The 18,898-nt window shown below is 68.3% G+C and carries 14 protein-coding genes; 11 read left to right on the forward strand and 3 right to left on the reverse strand.

The window, feature by feature from the left end; genetic code table 11:
* Positions 1-7 precede the first annotated feature (7 nt).
* Positions 8-1,237, reverse strand: coding sequence for an MFS transporter (locus tag AC3IR9_RS09900; RefSeq protein ID WP_489295554.1), 1,230 nt, complete (start codon positions 1,235-1,237; stop codon positions 8-10).
* A gap of 179 nt (positions 1,238-1,416) precedes the next feature.
* On the opposite strand from AC3IR9_RS09900, the gene AC3IR9_RS09905 reads away from it, so the two are divergent.
* Positions 1,417-2,847: an XAC2610-related protein gene (locus AC3IR9_RS09905; protein WP_489295555.1), complete on the forward strand. Its 1,431-nt coding sequence runs from the start codon at positions 1,417-1,419 to the stop codon at positions 2,845-2,847.
* Positions 2,848-2,890: 43 nt separating this feature from the next.
* Here AC3IR9_RS09905 and AC3IR9_RS09910 read toward each other — a convergent pair whose 3' ends face one another.
* Positions 2,891-3,844: an AraC family transcriptional regulator gene (locus tag AC3IR9_RS09910; protein WP_489295556.1), complete on the reverse strand. Its 954-nt coding sequence runs from the start codon at positions 3,842-3,844 to the stop codon at positions 2,891-2,893.
* A 149-nt stretch (positions 3,845-3,993) separates the two neighbouring features.
* On the opposite strand from AC3IR9_RS09910, the gene AC3IR9_RS09915 reads away from it, so the two are divergent.
* The 8 genes from AC3IR9_RS09915 to AC3IR9_RS09950 all read left to right on the forward strand — a co-directional run bounded on the left by AC3IR9_RS09915 (position 3,994) and on the right by AC3IR9_RS09950 (position 15,119).
* Entirely contained in the window at positions 3,994-5,373 is a 1,380-nt protein-coding gene (locus tag AC3IR9_RS09915) for an MFS transporter (RefSeq protein ID WP_489295557.1), read from the forward strand.
* Between the two features lie 56 nt (positions 5,374-5,429).
* A complete protein-coding gene (locus AC3IR9_RS09920) occupies positions 5,430-6,440 on the forward strand; it encodes an SDR family NAD(P)-dependent oxidoreductase (protein WP_489295558.1) in 1,011 nt (336 codons plus the stop codon).
* Between the two features lie 13 nt (positions 6,441-6,453).
* Positions 6,454-7,890 carry an aldehyde dehydrogenase family protein gene (locus AC3IR9_RS09925; RefSeq protein WP_489295559.1) on the forward strand — a complete coding sequence of 479 codons (1,437 nt, stop codon included), beginning with the start codon at positions 6,454-6,456 and terminating at the stop codon, positions 7,888-7,890.
* A gap of 91 nt (positions 7,891-7,981) precedes the next feature.
* Complete coding sequence (locus AC3IR9_RS09930) at positions 7,982-8,749, forward strand: MipA/OmpV family protein (RefSeq protein WP_489295560.1); 768 nt, start codon at positions 7,982-7,984, stop codon at positions 8,747-8,749.
* A 16-nt stretch (positions 8,750-8,765) separates the two neighbouring features.
* Positions 8,766-9,452: a response regulator transcription factor gene (locus AC3IR9_RS09935; protein ID WP_489295561.1), complete on the forward strand. Its 687-nt coding sequence runs from the start codon at positions 8,766-8,768 to the stop codon at positions 9,450-9,452.
* On the forward strand, positions 9,449-10,816 hold the full coding sequence (locus AC3IR9_RS09940) for a HAMP domain-containing sensor histidine kinase (RefSeq protein WP_489295562.1): 1,368 nt from the start codon (positions 9,449-9,451) through the stop codon (positions 10,814-10,816). The genes AC3IR9_RS09935 and AC3IR9_RS09940 overlap by 4 nt, the downstream gene beginning before the upstream one ends.
* Positions 10,817-10,902: 86 nt before the next feature.
* Entirely contained in the window at positions 10,903-12,066 is a 1,164-nt protein-coding gene (locus tag AC3IR9_RS09945) for an efflux RND transporter periplasmic adaptor subunit (RefSeq protein WP_489295563.1), read from the forward strand.
* Positions 12,063-15,119 carry an efflux RND transporter permease subunit gene (locus tag AC3IR9_RS09950; RefSeq protein ID WP_489295564.1) on the forward strand — a complete coding sequence of 1,019 codons (3,057 nt, stop codon included), beginning with the start codon at positions 12,063-12,065 and terminating at the stop codon, positions 15,117-15,119. The genes AC3IR9_RS09945 and AC3IR9_RS09950 overlap by 4 nt, the downstream gene beginning before the upstream one ends.
* Positions 15,120-15,139: 20 nt before the next feature.
* Here the strand turns inward: AC3IR9_RS09950 and AC3IR9_RS09955 are convergent, their stop codons facing one another.
* The gene (locus AC3IR9_RS09955) at positions 15,140-15,733 is read right to left on the reverse strand and encodes a TetR/AcrR family transcriptional regulator (RefSeq protein ID WP_489295565.1); all 594 of its coding nucleotides are present in this window, start codon (positions 15,731-15,733) and stop codon (positions 15,140-15,142) included.
* Between the two features lie 131 nt (positions 15,734-15,864).
* On the opposite strand from AC3IR9_RS09955, the gene AC3IR9_RS09960 reads away from it, so the two are divergent.
* Together AC3IR9_RS09960 and AC3IR9_RS09965 are read left to right on the forward strand one after the other, a co-directional pair.
* Entirely contained in the window at positions 15,865-16,878 is a 1,014-nt protein-coding gene (locus AC3IR9_RS09960; RefSeq protein WP_489295566.1) for an NAD-dependent epimerase/dehydratase family protein, read from the forward strand.
* A 3-nt stretch (positions 16,879-16,881) separates the two neighbouring features.
* Positions 16,882-18,774, forward strand: coding sequence for an MBL fold metallo-hydrolase (locus tag AC3IR9_RS09965; protein WP_489295567.1), 1,893 nt, complete (start codon positions 16,882-16,884; stop codon positions 18,772-18,774).
* Positions 18,775-18,898 lie beyond the last annotated feature (124 nt).

An 18,898-nucleotide genomic window follows, 5' to 3' on the forward strand; every position in this document is an offset into this window, starting at 1 on the left:
GCTGGACTCAATGCGCCTTCGTTCTGGGCAGGAGCGCGGTCGCCAAGCCCAACAGCGGCAGGTACGAGGTGAAGTGGTAGACCCACACGATGCCATGCACGTCGGCCAGCTTGCCCAGCCCGGCCGCCCCGATGCCGCCAATGCCGAACATCAAGCCGAACATCAGCCCGGAGACCATGCCCACGCGGCCTGGCACGGCCTCCTGTGCATACACCACCAGCGCGGCGAACGCCGATGACATCACCAGCCCGACCGCGACCGCCAGCACCGCCGTGCCCATCAGGTTGGCGTAGGGCAGGGCGAGTGCGAAGGGCGCAACGCCGAGGAAGGAGATCCAGATCACCGCCTTGCGCCCGATCCGGTCACCGACCGGGCCGCCGACGAAGGTGCCCAGCGCGATGGACGCCAGGAAGATGAAGAGGTACATCTGGCTTTGCTGCACGCTCAGGTGGAAGCGTTCGATCAGGTAGAAGGTGAAGTAGTTGGTGAACGAGGCGATATAAACGAACTTTGCGAACATCAACACCGAGATCACGGCAACGGCCTGCACGACCTTGCCACGGCTGAGGCCGGTGCCCGGGTTCCGCGCCAGGCTCTTCATCTTGGCCTGGCCGTGGCGCACGGTCCAACCGGTCAGCCGGAACAGCACGAAGATCGCCACTGCGGCGATCAACATGAACCAGCCGATGGCACGCTGCCCGTGCGGGATCACCACCGCGGCGGCCAGCAGCGGGCCGATCGCCGAGCCGGTATTGCCGCCCACCTGGAAGGTGGACTGGGCGGTACCGAAGCGTCCGCCGGAGGCCATCCGCGCTACCCGCGATGCTTCGGGATGGAACGTGGCCGAGCCAACGCCGACGACGGCGGCCGCCACCAGCAGCATTTCGTAACTGTTTGCCAGCGCCATCATGGCGATGCCGATGAAGGTGAAGCACATGCCTGCCGGCAGCAGGTAGGGCAGCGGACGTTTGTCGGTATACAGGCCCACCCAGGGCTGCAGCAGCGACGCGGTGACCTGGTAGACCAGCGCGATCACCCCGATCTGACCGAAGCTCAACTGGAACTCGCTCTTGAACATCGGGTACACCGCCGGGATCACGGCCTGGATCAGGTCGTTGAGCAGATGTGCAAACGCCGCTGCACCGACGATGCGGATCGCAAATCCCTGGTTGGGCGGGGTGGCAGGGATGTCGGGGACGGAGGGGGGCGCAGGGGAGGGGGAGGCTTCTGTAGTCATGGACGGCATCAAGGTCATGGGCGGGCCGCGCACGGCGAGCGGCAGCGGGGCAGGTGCCAAGACTAGTCCGTCGCTGACGCCCCGTCTTGCGCGATTGGGGCGTCAGTCGTCGCGTTTTGGGCATCCCGGCATGCCAAATCCCTACAATCATCACCTGGACGCAAGGAAGTATCGGCAGCATGAGTGCCCTGACAAACCCGGAAGACGCCGTGGGCATCGCCCCGTGCCGCCTGTTCTCAACGGCCTTGATCGCGGTTGCGATGAGTGCCGTATGCACCTCGGCCGCCGCGGCCGATCCCATGCAGCCTGGCATCTATCGGTTGGACCCGCAGGCTTACCTGTCTGCGACGCCGACACCTGCGGCAGCGGGAGAGGCGCTGCGCGATCGCTTCGAGCATGCGATGCCCGACGCCGCCCAGGTCCGTTACGCCTTCGTCTCGCGCGATGCCCACACCGGCATGAACAAGCTGGTGTTCCTCACCGATGCGGCGTACCACTACGACATCAACAGCCCCAACCTGCTGTGCCCGGCCTACGCATTTCCCAACTGGAACGAGCGTTCCGAACGGCAGCCGTTCTGTCGTACCAACATAAGCACCGAGCGCAATGAAGCACGTCTGGACTGGACAGCTACCTCGGTGTCAGTGCATTGGCCCGACCTGAAGCGCCACGTCGGCACTGAGCGGGTCGCGCCCACGCGCAAACCCACCGCCGAGGAGGCCGGCGCCTGCGCCATTGCCGATGTGTGTGCAGCGGAGGCCTACGGGCGGGTCATCAACCGCTATGACGTGGTGCATTACCGCGACCGTTTCATGCTTCAGCAGCCGCGCGCGTACATCGACGTTCTACCGATTCTGTCCGAGGTACCCGTGCATCGGCAGCCGATGGCCAGCGACAGCAGCGAGCATGCGGCGGCAGGCAGCTTCGTGGCGGTGATCGTGGCAACTGCGGAGTGGTATCGCATCGAGCAGCTCCGCCCGGATGGCAGCTACCGGGATGGCTGGATCTCCCGTGACGCGTTGGAGCCGCTGGACTGGGTGGAACAATCCGCATCGACGCCGGCATTCCGCTTCCGGGTGGGGTTCGCGCGCGGCGCCGACGACGGTGACGACCGGGCACTGTCCGCGCTGGAGGTGCTGGACGCTGCCACCGGCACGCGACGGCAGATCCTCCGGGACATCCAGGCAGAAGGTGCGGGCGAGGGCGTCGACCTGCTGCAACTTGTGGATGCCAATTTCGACGGATGGCCGGATATCCAGCTGCCGGGCATGTCCGGTGGCGCCGGTCCCAACAGTACTGCGACCTTCTTCCTGTTTGAGCCGGGCAGTGGCCTTTTTCGCTTCAATCAGGCGCTGTCGGATCTGCCCCAGGTAGCGATCGACCCTGTTGCACGCACGATCAGCTCGGCCGCACGGGGTAGCTGCTGCTCGCACACGTCGCAGACTTATCGGTATGTCGGCGACAGACTGCAGTTGGCAGAAAGCTGGGAACAGTCATCGACCGCCGATGGCAGCTACATCGAGACGACCCGGGGTACATGGCGCAAGGGGCGCATGCACTACCGCACCACCCGTGTCCGCGCCGATACCGAAGGCCGAATCGATCAGTGACGTCCGTCGGGAGAGCTTACCGACGCCGTGTACATGCCGTGTGCTAGGCGAACCCATCGACGCCGGGCGGGGCATGGTTGAGGACGCGACTGGCTTCGCGGAAGCGCAGCGGTGAACGACCGGCGTGGCGTTTGAATGCGTTGCTGAAGGCGCTTTCAGAGGTGTACCCCAGCCGTGCAGCGACGACCGCCACACCGACGTCTTCATCGCGCAGGGCGCTTTCGGCCAGGCGCATGCGCCAGCTGGCCAGGTAAGTCAGTGGCGCAACGCCGGCGGTGAGCTTGAAATGCGCCGCGAAGGTGGTGCGCGACATCGCCGCAGCCACTGCAAGGTCGTCCAACCGCCAGGCATGCCCGGGCTGGGCGTGCATCAAGCGCAGCGCCGGTGCCAGGCGCCGATCGCCGATCGCGCGCAAGGTGCCCGGCGGCAACGACCGGTCCGCCTGCAGGTAGATCCGCAGCACGGTCAGGAACATCAACTGGATCAGCTGCGAAGAGGCCAGCGCCGCGCCCAGCGGGCGTTCGGTACGTTCGATCACCAGTTGCGCCAGCATCCAGGCCAGCGGTTCGGCCTGCGCGTCGTGCGCATGGATATGGATCAATGGCGGCAGGATCTCGCCCAGCAGCCGCCCACTGACCGGATCCAGCCGGACATGGCCGCCGATCTGCACGCAGTCCTGGCCATCGCCCAGGGTGGCGGTCTTGGTGTCGGTGCCGCTGAACACATGGATCGCCTCGACCGGGGTCAACGCCGGGTCGCTGCACAGCACGAAGCCGCGCGCGGAGGACATCACAAACACATCGCCCTGGTTGACCCGGACCGGCGACGGCTCGCCATCGATCAGCAGCCAGCAGCCGCCCTTCACCAGGGCGAAGAACTTCAGCTTGTCTGGTACCGGGAAGCGCAGCGACCACGCGCCGCCGGCACTGAAGCCACCGGCGACCACTGGCTGGACATTGGCGAGGCGAAGCACATCGGAGAGTGGATCATTCTGCATATCCGGACTATCGCGCAAGAATTTCGGACGTACAAGCATTCAGCGTCCGGATGCGTCGCCGTAGCCTAGCGTCCTTACTGGACAGCCTGCGGTGAACCGATGCGCCTACCCCCGTTTATCCCGTGCGCGCGTGCGCCAGTGCGGCGGCCATGACGGGGGCTGGCGATGCCGCCGCCCGCCCGGTGCCGGATGCTTCATCCGGGATCGGCGAAGGACGCGCCTGGCTCACCGTGTTCATCCTGCTCCTGTTGGCCATCCTGGCCTCCATCGACCGCAATGCGATCTCGTTGATGGTCGACCCGATCCGCGCCAGCCTCGGGGTCAGCGACCTGCAGATGGGCCTGCTGCAGGGGCCGGCATTTGCGCTGTTCTTCCTGATCGGCAGCCTGCCGATGGGCTGGATCGTGGACCGTTACTCGTCGCGCTGGACCCTGTATCTGGGCGTGACGGGCTGGTCGTTGGCCACCATCGCCTGCGGCATGGCTGGCTCGTTCTGGGAGTTGATGATTGCGCGCTGCCTGGTGGGTCTGGGCGAGGCGGTGCTGCAGCCGGCCGGCTGGACGATGGTGGCGCGGATCTTCCCGCCCCGACGGCTGGCGCTGGCCATCGGGGTGCTCTCGGCCGGTGCGCAGATCGGTGCGGCCAGCTCGTACCTGCTTGGGGGCTACCTGATCGCCAGTGCCGAGTCGCTGGCCGGGTCGCCGCTGCCGCTGGTGGGCCAGATGGCGCCCTGGCAGCTGGTGTTCATCGCCGCCGGCGTTCCCGGCGTGGTGGCGGCATTGCTGGTGTTTGCCGTGCCGGCCGCACCGCGCCAGCCGCTGGGCAGTATGGGCGCACAGGCCCCGGCACAGGGCGAAAGCACCCGCGTGCGCAGCTTCGTGCGCGCCAACTGGCGTTTCCTGGGCCACCATTTTACCGGATTCAGCCTGCATGCGGCTGCCGTGTTCGGCGCCGCGGCGTGGGTGCCTACCTGGTGGATGCGCGGTTACGGCATGGATGTCCGCAGTGTCGGATTGACCTTGGCGTTGCTGGCGGTGCCGATCGGCGCGGCCGGGGTGATCTTCGCTGGCTGGTGGGTGGACCGCCGCTTCGCCGCGGGCCGGCGTGATGCGCATCTGGCGCACTTCGCCAACGTGGCACTGGTCATGGCGCTGGTCGGCGGCGCCGGTTTCGGCCTCGGCGGCCCGGCACTGGTGGCGATCATCGCCTTTGCGGTCATGCAGTTCCTGCAGCCGTTCTCCGGGGTGTCCGGTGCGGTGCTGCAGATCGTGACGCCAGCAGCGCTGCGCGGCCGCATCTCGGCCGCTTACATCATGTCCTACAACGCAATCGGCATGGTGCTGGGGCCGAGCGTGATCGCCCTGCTCAGCGAACACGTGTTCGGCGCCGAACGGCTGGGCATGGCCATCGCCTGCAGTTACGCCGGCTTCGGCGTGCTGGCCTGGTGGCAGCTGCGCGGCGGTCGCCGCCATGCCGCCGACGCGGTCCAACGCCGCCAGCAGCTGGACACCGATCCCGCCCCCCGCTGATCCGATCCCACCTCTTCGCCTGCTGGCACTGCGGCAGGCATCCCTGGAGCATTGCAATGACCACACAATCCCCCTTGGGCACCGGTTTCACGGCGGCCAGCACGGCCAGCGAGGTAGTGGGCCGCGCCGATCTGTCAGGCCGCACCGCGATCGTCACCGGTGGGTACTCCGGGCTCGGCCTGGAGACGGTGCGGGTACTGGCAGCGCGCGGCGCACGCGTGGTGGTGCCTGCCCGCGACCTGGCCCGCGCCCGCGCGCGTCTGGACACCATCGGCAACGCCGAGGTGGTTGCGATGGACCTGCTCGACAGTGATTCCATCGGTGCCTTCAGCGAGCGCTTCAATGCCGCCGGGCAGCCGCTGCATATCGTGGTCACCTCGGCCGGGATCATGGCCAGCCCGCTCAGCCGCGACCCACGTGGCCATGAAGCGCATTGGGCCACCAACCATCTGGGCCATTTCCAGCTGGTCACCCAGTTGTTGCCGTCGCTGCGCCGCGCGCAGGGCGCGCGGGTGGTGTCGGTGTCTTCGCGTGGCCACCGCTATTCCGACGTGGTGTGGGAGGACCCCGACTTCCAGGCGCGTGCCTATGAGCGCTGGGCGGCGTATGGACAGTCCAAGACCGCCAACATCCTGTTCGCGGTCGCCTTGGACCAGCGCGAGCGCACCCACGGCATCGGTGCCTTTGCCGTGCATCCGGGCACCATCGTCGGAACCGGCCTGGAAAAGCACCTCAGCCACGATGAACTGCTGGCCGGTGGGGTCATCACCGCCAACGGCGAACCGATCCTGGATCCGTCCCGGCAGATGAAGACGGTGGCCCAGGGCGCGGCCACCCAGGTCTGGTGCGCGGTGAGCGAGCAGCTGGCCGGCCTGGGCGGGGTGTACTGCGAAGACGTGGATATCGCCGGTTTCATGGACGCCCAGGGCCGGGTCGAGATGGCCGGTGCCAATGCACTGCGCGGGGTGATGCCCTATGCGGTGGATCCCGCGCAGGCGCAGCGGCTGTGGCAGCTGAGCGAACGACACCTTGAACGTGGCGCACCTGCGCCGCACACCCCGACCTGAGGCTGGAACCCTTTTGAAAACCATCGACCAACACTACATCGACGGCCAGTTCGTCGCCTCGCACGGCACCGACATGCTTGAACTGGTCAATCCGGCCAACCGCACCGTGATCGGTACGGTCACCCTCGGCGACGAGGTGGATGCCCGGCATGCAATCGCCGCCGCCAGGCGCGCGTTTCCCGCCTATGCGCGCAGCACCCTGGAGCAGCGGGCGGGCCATCTACAGGCGATCCATGACGCGATCATGGCACGTGCCGAACACCACATCGCCCAGCGCACCGAAGAATATGGCGGCGTAGCCCGACACAATCGGTTCTCCATCGCCGGGGCGGCAAAGGTGTTCCTCAACATGCGCAAGTCGATGTTCGAGGTGCCGTTCCAGCGCCGCATCGGCCAGGCCAGTGTCAGCCTGCGGCCGCTGGGTGTGGCGGCCCTGATCACCCCCTGGAACTCGGCGATCTTCATGATCTGCAACAAGCTGGCGCCTGCACTGGCGGCCGGTTGCACGGTGGTGATCAAGCCCAGCGAGCTCAGTGCGCTGCAGGTGCGCTTGTTGACCGAATGCCTGCACGAGGCCGGGCTGCCACCAGGCGTGGTCAACGTGGTCAACGGCCGCGGTGACAGGGTCGGCACCGAACTGTGCACCCATCCGGACGTGGCCAAGGTGTCCTTCACCGGTTCCACCGCAGTGGGTCGCATCATCATGCGTCATGCCGCCGACAGCATGAAACGGCTGACCCTGGAACTGGGGGGCAAGTCGGCGCATCTGATCCTGGACGATGCCGACCTTGAGCAGGCGATTCCGTTCGCACTCGGCACCGGCTTCATGAACAACGGACAGGCCTGTATTGCCGGTTCGCGCATCCTGGTGCCACGCGCGCAGCGCGATGCGGTGCGGGCGGCATTGCTGCGGCACCTGCCGGCCTGGCCGGTCGGCTTGCCCACCGATGACCGCACCGCGATCGGCCCGGCGGTGAGCCAGGCGCAGTACCAGCGGGTGCAGGCCTACATCCGTGCCGGCATCGACGAAGGCGCCGAGTTGCTGGCGGGCGGCGAGGGCCATCCGCCAGGCCTGGAGGGCGGGTGGTTCACCCGACCCACGGTGTTTTTCGATGTGCACAACGACATGCGCATCGCCCGCGAAGAGATCTTCGGCCCGGTGTTGTCGGTAATCCCGTATGACGACGTCGACCATGCCATCGCGATCGCCAATGATTCGCCCTACGGGCTGCAGGGCTGGGTAAGCACGGGCGATGTGGCGCGTGGCGTGGCGGTGGCGGCAAGGATCGAGGCGGGCATCCTGATGGTCAATGCGGTGTACGACCTGCTTGATGAGGCCGGCGCGCCGATCGGCGGTTTCAAGCAGTCCGGCATCGGCCGCGAATTCGGCACGCATGGCATCCAGGAGTACCTCGAGCCGCAGAGCCTGTTCGCCGGTGCGGCGGCTTAAGCAGTTCCTAAAAACTGCTGCGGACAATCCACCCGGAGCGCCATCAATCGTGGTGGCGCCACCGGCTGGCCTTCCGCAGAGGATTCCCCGCATGTCTGATCGATCGTTCCCTTCCCCGCACGTCGTCCTCTCCCTGGCCGCCCTGGCACTGTCCGGCATGGTCAGCGCCGCCGAGCCCGGGCAGGCCTCCCGCTTCGGCGTCGGCGCCAGCGTCGCCCGCCTGGAGCGCCCGTATGCCGGCGCCGACCGTACCACCGTCGCCTTGCCGCTGGTGTCCTACGAAAGCCGTCGTTTCAGCATCAGTGGCCCGGTGATCGACCTGAAGTTGATGCCCGAATCCAATGTCAGTGCGCGCCTGCGCCTGCGTTACGAGCCTGGTATGGGCTACGAGGCCGCCGATGCGGCAGTGCTGGAGGGCATGGCGCGACGCCGCGGCGGCCTGTGGTGGGGTGGGGCGGCGCAATGGACCACGCCGCTGGGAGAACTGCGCGGTGAGTGGCTGGGCGACCTGTCCGCGTCCAGCCACGGCCAGCGCGGCACGCTGGGCCTGCATTACCCGACCGGGCTGGGCGATCTGACGATCACCCCGCGGGTGGAACTGGTGTGGTTGAACGGCCGTTATGCCGAGTACTACTACGGGGTGCGCGGCGATGAAGCGCATGTCGGCCGCGACGCCTATTCGCCGGGTGCCGTGCTGCAGCCACGGGTCGGCATTCGCGCCGACTACCGGCTGACCTTTTCCGACCGGGTGTTCGTGGATGTCGCGGCGACCCGCCTGGCCTCGGCCGTGGCCGACAGCCCGATCGTCGATGGATCGCGGGTAGCGACGATGTTCGTCGGTTATCTGCACCTGTTCTGATCTGGAGGCTGACCCAGTGAACCTCGCCGAGGCTTGCCCACCGCAGCTGCTGCTGGTCGAAGACGACCCGCTGCTGGCCGAGGCGATCTGCGCCTGTGTTGCCCAGCAGGGCTGGCGCATCGAGACAGCGGGCAGCGCCGCGGCGGCACGAGCGCTGCTGCAGGAATCGGCCTGGTCGGTGCTGCTGCTCGACATTGGCCTGCCCGATCAGTCCGGGTTGTCGCTGCTGCGCTGGCTGCGCAGCCGCTACGATGCAACGCCGGTGTTGATGATCACCGCGCGGGCCCAGCTGAGTGATCGCATCCGCGGCCTGGACGAGGGGGCCGACGACTATCTGGTCAAGCCGTTCGATCTGGACGAGTTGTTGGCACGGGTGCGTGCACTGGTCCGGCGCAGCAAGGGTGCCTTGACCCCTGAGCTGGCCTGCGGCGAGGTGGTACTGGACCCGCGCGCCCGGACCGTGACCCGCGGCGGCCACGAGGTACTGCTCAGCGTGCATGAGTACCGCACGCTGCTGGCGTTGATGGAGCGGCCCGGCAGCGTACTCACCCGCGATGCGCTGGAGCGGGCGGTATATGGCAATGATCTGCACGTGGAGAGCAACACCATCGCGGTGTTCGTGCACCAGCTGCGCCGCAAGCTGGGCGAGGCGATCGTGGCGACCGTGCATGGGCACGGCTACCGGCTGGGAGCGGTACGATGAAGCACCGTTCACTGCAGGGCCGCATGCTGCGCGCGTTGCTGGTGTGGGTCCTGCTGGCCTGGGTGGTGGCGCTGGCCACCCTGCTGTTGTTCACCCAGGCCCGGCAGACCAGCAACTGGGACGAGAAGCTGCAGTCGATGGGGGTGCGCACGCTGCAGCTGCTGCCGGCCGACATCGGCACCCGGCCGCTGTCGACGCCGCGGCTGCAGGCCCGCACGGACAGCCTGGATGCCGCTGATGGATTGACCTTCCAGGTCTGGCAGGATCACCGGGTACTGCTGGCCAGTACCCCCGGCGCCCCGGCGCAGGCATTGCAGCCTACCTTCGGCGCGGGCTTGTCCAACGTGCAGGTGCAGGGGCGGCCGTGGCGGGTGTTCAGCGTCAGCGACCGCAGCGGCCGTTACCAGGTGCAGGTAGGCAATGCACGGGCGCTGATCAACGCTGATTTCCAGAAGCACTCGGCCAAGGCGGTGACGCTGGCCGCACTGGGCATGGGCCTTGCCGGTGGCGTGATGTGGTTGGCACTGCGCGCCGCGCTGCGCCCGATCGCGGCCTTCGAGCAGGGTACCCGGCAGCGCCCGCGGTTCGACCTGACCCCCTTGCCGACCGACACGCTGCCGCAGGAACTGTTGCCGCTGGTGGATGCGTTCAACGCGATGCTGGTGCAGCTGGATGCGGCCATCCAGGCCGAGCGGCAGTTCATCAGCGATGCCGCGCACGAGCTGCGTACGCCGCTGGCGGCGCTGCAGGCGCAGCTGGAGGTGGCGATGCGCGCACGCAGCGACGGCGAACGGGCACGGGCGCTGCAGACCCTGCTGGTGGGGGTCAAACGCAGTGGGCGTCTGTCCGAGCAGTTGCTCGACCTGGCCCGGCTGGAGGTTGGGCAGCATGCCCCCGAGCGCGGATGGCACGACCTGGATGAAATCGTCGGGCATGTCGTGCATGAATTCGAGGTGGGCGCGGTGCGCAGCGGGCGCCTGCTGAGCAGCGCACTGGCGCCGTGCCTGCTGTACTGCGACGTGGACGAGCTGGGCATCCTGGTACGCAATCTGCTCGACAACGCGCTGCGCTACACCCCTGCTGGCGGCGCGGTACGAGTCGCCTGCGGAACGCTCGATACGAACGGCCCGGTCTACGTGAGCGTGTCCGACAACGGCCCGGGTGTGCCTGACAATGAGCACCAGGCGATCTTCCAGCGTTTCCACCGCGCCAGCGGGCGGCCGGCGGCCCGCGGCAGTGGCATCGGCCTGTCGCTGGTGGCCCGGATCTGTGCGGGCTACGGCGCCAGGATCGACACCGGGCCCGGATTTGGCCATCCCGGGTTCTGCGTGCGCGTGTGCTTTCCTGCCGACGGCGCCAACTGAGTGCACCGCCAAGAAGTTCTTAATGCACGCCTGCGAGTCTGCATCGACCGGGCAGGCGCCCCTTGTTTACCAGGATGATCAGCACGATGGACAGCATCTGGACACGTTGGCGACAGCGTTGGCGACGCTCGCGTCGCCACTGGTTGGCGGTGGCCGCACTGGGCACGGTGGGGGTGGGGCTGATCGTGTTGATGCGTCCGGCTCCGGCCCCAGCCGCGGAGGCGGGTGGGCTGCGGACGCGGGCGGCGTTGAGCGTCAGCGTCGCCAAGCCCCGGCTGATGCGCTGGGCCGATACGCTCGATGCCTCGGGCGCGGTGTTCGCATGGCACGAAGCGGTGATCGGCGCGACGTCCAACGGACTGCGGCTGGAGACCGTACCGGCACAGATCGGCGACCGCGTGCGCCGTGGCCAGGTGCTGGCCACCTTCGACGACCGCCCGCTGCGCGCGCGCCGCGCCGAACTGCTGGCGATGCGGCAACGCGCCCAGGCCGACGCCGAGCAGGCAGCGCTCAACCGCGACCGGGCGTTGCGTCAGCGCAGCAGCGGGGCGATCAGTGAACAGGACATTCTGGCCAGCGTGACCCGCGCACGGGTCGCAGCGGCCGAGGTGGCAGTGGCCGAGGCGCAGGTGCAGGCCAACCAGCTGGAGCTGGCCTACACGCGGGTGCGCGCGCCCGATGACGGCCTGATTTCCGCGCGCCAGGCCAGCGTGGGCATGGTCGCCAACAATGGCCAGGAGCTGTTCCGGCAGATCCTGCAGTCGCGCCTGGAATGGCGTGGCGAACTCAGCGCCGAACGCAGCAGCCAGGTGCGGCCCGGACAGCCGGTACGGATCGCGTTGCCCGATGGCGCGTTCAGCATCGGCAGCGTGCGGCAGGTGGCCCCGGTGCTGGACCCTGGCCAGCGACAGGCACTGGTGCAGGTTGACCTGCCCGCCGATGGCGGTGCCCGCGCCGGGATGTATGCCAATGGACAGATCACCCTGGGCGAGCGCTCGGCACTGGTGGTGCCGGCCGCGGCGGTAGTAATCCGTGACGGTCGCGAGCTGGCGTTCGTCGTCGGTGGCAGTGCGGCGTCGGCGACGGTGATGCAGCGGCTTGTGCGGGCGGGCCGGCGGCAAGCGGGCCTGGTCGAGGTGCTGGAGGGGCTGTCGGCGGGCGATGCGGTAGTGGTGCAGGGGGCTGGATTTCTGGCAGACGGTGACCGCGTGCAGGTGGTGGCCGCGGCCGCGCCGGGGGCTGGTCCGTGAACCTGGCAACGTGGTCGCTGCGCAATCCCATTCCGGTGGTGCTGCTGTTTGTGCTGCTGGTACTGGGCGGGCTGCGCAGTTTCCAGTTGCTGCCGGTGCAGGATTACCCGGATATCGAGCTGCCGACCGTGCAGGTGGCAGTGGCCCAGCCGGGCGCGGTGCCGGCGCAGCTGGAAGGTGAGGTCGCGCGGCGGATCGAGGATTCACTGGCCAGCCTGGCGGGCCTGAAATACCTGCGTACCTCGATCAGCGACGGGCTGGTGCGGGTCCGTGTCGAGTTCGAACTGGGCAAGCCATTGTCCGACGCCCTGATCGAAACCAAGGATGCAGTCGATCGGGTCCGCGCGGACCTGCCCGCCGATGTTCTGCCCCCCAGCGTGAGCGCGGTCAATGTCGCGGTCAGCCCGGTGCTGACCTATGCGGTGCGCGCCGATGCGATGGACGAGGCAGCGTTGTCCTGGTGGATAGACGACAGCGTGGGGCGCAGCCTGCTCAAGGTGCCTGGCGTAGCGCGCGTGGGCCGCGTGGGCGGGGTGGAACGCGAAGTGCAGGTCGACCTGGATCCGGCGCGGATGGCCTCGCTGCAGGTCACCGCCAGCGAGGTGTCGCGCGCACTGCGTGCCAACCAGCAGCAATCCTCGGGCGGGCGCCTGCATGTGGGCGACGGACAGCAATCGGTGCGTACGGTGGCCACTGTCGAGCATGCCGACGCTCTGGCCGCCTGGCCGATCGTCCTGGCTGACGGTCGCCGGCTGCGGCTGGACCAGGTTGCGCAGGTGCGCGATGGCCATGCCGAACGCAGCCAGGTGGCCTTGCTGGACGGCACGCCGGTGATCGGTTTCGAGGTGTATCGGGCGCGCAACCACGACCAGTTGGAGATCGCCGAGGGCGTAGAGCGCGCCGTGCTGGCCCTGCAGCAGGCGCATCCGGGCCTGCACATTACCCGCGTGCTGAACCGGGTGGACTACACCCATGAGCAGTATCGCGGCTCCATGCAGATGCTGTGGGAGGGTGCGCTGCTGGCAACGTTGGTCGTGGGCTGGTTCCTGCGCGACTGGCGCGCCACCCTGGTGGCAGCCACGGCATTGCCGCTGTCGATCCTGCCCACCTTCATCGGCATGCAGTGGCTGGGCTATTCGCTCAATACGCTGACCCTGCTGGCATTGGCGGTGATCGTGGGCATCCTGGTCGACGATGCGATCGTGGAAGTGGAAAACATCCAGCGCCACCGCAGCGCCGGAAAACCGATCCGGCAGGCGACCGAAGACGCCGTCAGTGAGATTGCGGTCGCCGTGCTGGCCACCACGCTGACGCTGGTGGTGGTGTTCCTGCCCACCGCCCTGATGCCCGGCGCGGCCGGCCTGTTCTTCCGCCAGTTCGGCTGGACCACGGTGATCGCCGTGCTGTCCTCGTTGCTGGTGGCGCGGCTGCTCACCCCGGTACTGGCGGCCTGGCTGCTACGTGGCGCCGTGCACCCGGCCGCCCGCGTTGATGGGCGGGTGATGGCCCGCTATCTGGGCGCGGTGCGCCGCTGCCTGGCGCATCCGTGGCGCACGTTGCTGGCAGCAGCGCTGTTCTTCGCCGGTTCGATGGCGCTGCTGCCGCTGTTGCCAACCGGTCTGGTGCCTGCCGCCGATCGCGGCTTCAGCTCGGTGCAGTTGGAGCTGCCACCGGGCGTCTCGCTGCAGCAGACCGCGGCCAGTGCGGAGCACGCGCGCAGGCTGTTGTCCGGCATTGATGGCATCGCTGCGGTATTCGTTGCTGCCGGCATCAGCCCGGCCAGCGCCGACGGCGGCGCGCTGGGAGACCCCCGCCGGGCCAGTCTGACCCTGATCCTGGCACCGCGCGGCCAGCGCCCGGCGCAGGCGCGCATCGAAGCACAGGTGCGCACGGCGCTGGCGGCATTGCCGGGTGTGCGCATCGCGGTGGGCGCCGGTGGGCTGGGCGAGCGCCTGGAACTGATCCTGGCCAGCGACAACGCGCCTGCACTGCAGGCCGCCGCGCAGGCACTGGCGCGTCAGTTGCGCGATGTCGATGGCTTGAGCAGCATCCGCTCCAGCGCAATGCTGGAACGGCCCGAACTGGTGGTGCATCCGTACCCTGCATTGGCCGCCGAGCGCGGGGTCAGCGCGGCGGCCGTGGGCGAAACAGTGCGCATCGCCACGCGCGGCGACTTCGACGCGGCGCTGCCCAAGCTCGATCTCGGCAGCCGCCAGCTCAACGTCCGCGTCCAGCTGGCCCCGGCCTACCTGCGCGATGTGGAAGCCATCGCGGGGTTGCAGGTGCCCGGCCGCGATGGGCTGGTGCGCCTGTCCAGCATTGCTGCGATCGACATGGGCAGCGGCCCGGCGCAGATCGAGCGCTTCCAGCGCAACCGTCAGGTCACCCTGAGCGCCGACCTTGGCGGGGTACCACTGGGCACCGCGATGGCGGCGGTGCTGGCGCTACCGGTGGTGCAGGGCTTGCCCTCGTCGGTGGCACTGCTGCGCTCGGGGGATGCCGAATGGGCCGGTGAACTGGCGGCCTCGTTCGGCTGGGCGGCGTTGATGGCGTTGGTGTGCGTGTTCGGTGTGCTGATGGTGCTGTTCAAGGACGTGTTCCAGCCGTTGACGATCCTCTCGGCCATTCCACTGTCGCTGGGCGGTGCGCTATTGGCGCTGCTGCTGGCACGGGCGGAACTGGATGTGCCGTCGATGATCGGGCTGGTCATGCTGATGGGCATCGTCAGCAAGAACTCGATCCTGCTGGTGGAGCACGCCGCGAGCGCGATCAACGGTGGCGTCGGTCGGGGCGAGGCATTGGTGGAGGCCTGCCGCGCCCGTGTGCGCCCGATCCTGATGACCTCCATCGCGATGATCGCCGGCATGCTGCCGATCGCGGCGGGCTTCGGTGCCGATGCGAGCTTCCGCCAGCCGATGGCGCTGGCGGTGATCGGCGGGCTGAGCAGCTCCACTCTGCTGAGCTTGCTGGTGGTGCCGGTGGTGTTCGACCAGGTCGCGCGTGCCGAGCAGTGGCTGCGCGGGCGCTGGTCGACCGTGGCGCCGGTCCGGTGAGCCGGGCCGATGGGCAGTGCTCAAGCGTGGCCGGGGGCGTCCACCAGCGCCTGCAACATCGGGCCGAGCAGGGAGACCAGCAGTGCTGGTTCGGCATCGGCCAACGCGGGCAGGGCGATCATCTGGCGCATGACCTGGAAGCCGGCGACAAATGCCAGGACCAGCGCAGCGCGCTGGTCGGCGTGAGGTCCGCTCAGTGCAGTGGCCAGGTCGGCCTGGTAGTGGGCGTGGATCTGCTCGCTGGCGATCTCGGCCGCACGCTGGCTCGACGCCGAACGCAGCATCATCTGGAAACCGTCCAGCGGGGTCTGCCCGCGCTGGGTGATGGCAACCAGGCCGGCGGCGATGTCGTGGCCCAGGGTGGGCGATTGGAGGGTGGCCGTCGTCAGCAGGGTGGGGGTGGCCATCGCGCCGGCGATCACTTCGGCAAACAGCTTTTCCTTGGACCCGAAGTAGCGGTTGACCAGCATCGCGGTGACGCCCGCACCGGCGGCGATCTCGCGCACCCCGGCGCCGTCGTAGCCGGAATGTGCGAAGGCGGTATGGGCCGAGGCCAGGATGGCCTGGCGGGTGGCGGCGGCATTGCGGCGCCGGGGCGCGGCAGGGTCGGTCATGGCGGTGGCCCAGGATTAGGTATACGGGTGTAGACAAGTCTATCACCCGCGTGTAGTCTACGGCTGTAGACATAAGTATTCCCCGTTTGACCGGCATCGCGCCGGCCCTCCCTCCGATGAGTGCTCTGCCCATGAATGAGATCGTGCTGGTCACTGGTGGCAATGGTTTCGTTGCCAGCTGGTGCATTGTTGAACTGCTGCGTCGCGGCTACCGGGTGCGGACCACGCTGCGCAGCCTGTCCCGGGAGGCTGCGTTGCGCGCGGCGGTGGCCGCCGCAGTCGATGCCGGCGATCGGCTCAGCGTGGTGCAGGCCGACCTGACCGCCGATGCAGGCTGGCAGGCGGCGCTGCAGGGGGTGGACTACGTACTGCACGTGGCCTCGCCGCTGGGTATCGGCAACCCGGCCGACCCGGCCACGCTGGCGGTGCCGGCCCGCGACGGCACGTTGCGGGTACTGCAGGCAGCGGTCGAGGCAAAGGTCAAGCGGGTGGTGATGACCTCGGCAGCCACCACCGCCACGCCGCCGCTGCAGTCGGCCGACAGCCTCAGCGATGAAAGCGTCTGGTTCGACCCGCAGGAACCGGCGGTGGATGCCTATCGCCAGTCAAAGCGCCTGGCCGAGCAAGCGGCCTGGGATTTCATCGGTCGCCAGGGCGGTTCAATGAGCCTGGCCACGGTGTTGCCGGGGGCGGTGTTCGGGCCACTGCTCAGCCACGACAGCCTGGGCTCGGTGCAGGTCATCCAGCAGCTGCTGCAGGGCACGTTGCCGGCCACGCCGCGGTTGGGTTTCGAGGTGGTGGACGTGCGTGATCTGGCCGACCTGCACATCCGTGCAATGACCGCACCGAATGCGGCCAACGAGCGCTTCCTGGCCAACGGCGAATTTGTGTGGATGCACGAGATGGCCACGCTGTTCCGCAGCCAGCTCGGCGCTGCCGGGGTCGAAAGCGCCCACGCGCCGGATGCCGGATTGGGTGTTCCGGCTGGTTGCGCGGTTCCAGCCGCCGCTGCGGGCGATGGTGCCGCGGCTGGGCAAGCGCCACCTGCATTCATCGCTGAAGGCGCAGCAGCGCCTGGGCTGGCGGCCGCGACCGGCCAGTGCCACTTTGCTGGATTGCGCGCGCAGCCTGATCGACGGCGGTGACGCATGAGGCTCCTGCTTTCCGGCGCCACCGGCTTTGCCGGCGGTGAAGTGCTGCGCCAGGCCCTGGCCGATCCGTCGGTCAATGCCGTGACCGTACTTACCCGTCGGCGGTTGGCAATCGACCACGCCAAATTGAAGCAGGTGGTGGTCGAGGACTTCCTGGATTACAGCGGGATCGATCTCTACAACCACGATGCCTGCATCTGGTGCCTGGGTGTGTCGCAGGGCAGCGTCGATCAGGACGAGTACATCCGGATCACCCATGACTACACCGTGGCGGCGGCCAAGGCGATGTGGGCGGCCAATCCAAAACTCCGCTTCTGTTTCGTGAGCGGCCGCAGTGCCGACCCGAGCGAACAACGCGCCTCGCTGTTCAGCCGGATCAAGGGACGCACCGAACGTACGCTGCAGCAGCTTGGCCCCGGTGCCACCTGGATCTTCCGCCCCGGCTACATCCGGCCGACCCGGCGCAGCGGGCCGCAGCGCGATCTTGCGCGTCTGTTCACGCCGATCGGCACCGTCATGGCGTGGTCCAGCGACGCACTCGCAGTGGATTGCGACCAGCTTGCGGCCTGTCTGCTCGACGTTGCCGGCAATGGCGCCGACGAGCCGCTGCTGCTCAACGCCACCATCCGCCATTGGCGCGCGCTCGGCGGCGGCCCGCCGGCGCAGGGAGGTGGCCGGCGCCGCGGGTGGGCGTTGTTCAAATGGGCCGGGATCAGCGTGTTTTCGCTGCTGGGCGGGGTGGTGGCGGTGTTCCTGATCAGCGGCTGGACGGCACTGGGCGCCGCGCCGGAAGGCAGCCGGCTGGTGCGCGCGCAGCAGTCGGGCCAGTGGAGCCACGGCAGCTTCCAGAATCCGCAGCCGCTCTGGGCCGATGCAGGCGGGGCATGGCGACGGCTGTTGTTTGGCCGTTCGGCGATGCACGTGAGCCCGGATGCTCCGGTTCCGGTCGTACGTACCGATCCTGCGCAGTTGGCCACGCCGCCAGCATCCGGCCTGCGGGTGACCTGGTTCGGGCATTCCTCGGCGTTGCTGGAGATCGACGGCAGCCGGGTGCTGGTTGACCCGTTCTGGAGCGAACGCGCCTCGCCGGTCGGCTGGGCGGGTCCGAAGCGCTGGTTCGCCGCACCGATCGCGCTGGATGCGCTGCCGCGGATCGATGCGGTGATCATCTCCCATGACCATGTGGACCACCTTGATTACCGCACCATCGCGGCGATGGCCGGCTGGGACAACGTCTTCGTGGTGCCGCTCGGGGTAGGGGCGCACCTGGCCAAGTGGGGCATCGATGAACATCGCATCGTCGAGCTGGACTGGTGGCAGTCGCAGCGCGTGGGCAGCCTGGAAATCGCCGCTACCCCGGCCCGGCATGGTTCGGGCCGGTTGGCCACCAAGTCCAACCGCACCTTGTGGGCTGGCTATGCGTTGATCGGGCCGCAGCACCGGGTCTGGTACTCGGGTGACACCGGCTTCCACCAGGACCTCGAACGTATCGGTGAACGCTATGGTCCTTTCGACCTGACCCTGATCGAGGCCGGTCAATATGACGCGCTCTGGCCCGATACCCATCTTGGCCCGGAGTTGGCGGTGGAGGCGCATCGGTTGGTACGCGGCAGGATCATGCTGCCGGTGCACTGGGCACTGATCAGCCTGGGCGAGCACCCGTGGACCGAGCCGGCCGAACGGGTGCTGGCGGCAGCGCGCTGCCAGCAGGTGCAGGTGCGACTGCCGCGTCCCGGCGAGAGCATCGAGCCGGCCACTGCGCCGCCCACGGTGCCGTGGTGGCCGCAGGTGGAGTGGCGCAGCGCCGAACAGGATCCGGTGCTGGCCACGCTGGATGGCACGCCGGAGCATCGCGTGGCTGCACCGACCTGCCTGGCGGCGGCTGGCTGAGGCCAGGCCTGCTCGCCTGAGCCTGCCGCGACAGCAGCTGCCGTGCGCGACATTGCGACGACATCCAAGGGCCATTCTCCTCCGCAGCGCTTCGCCACCCAGGCAGAGCGCATCCCAGCGGCAG

The organism is Stenotrophomonas sp. GL_101 (assembly GCF_057835675.1).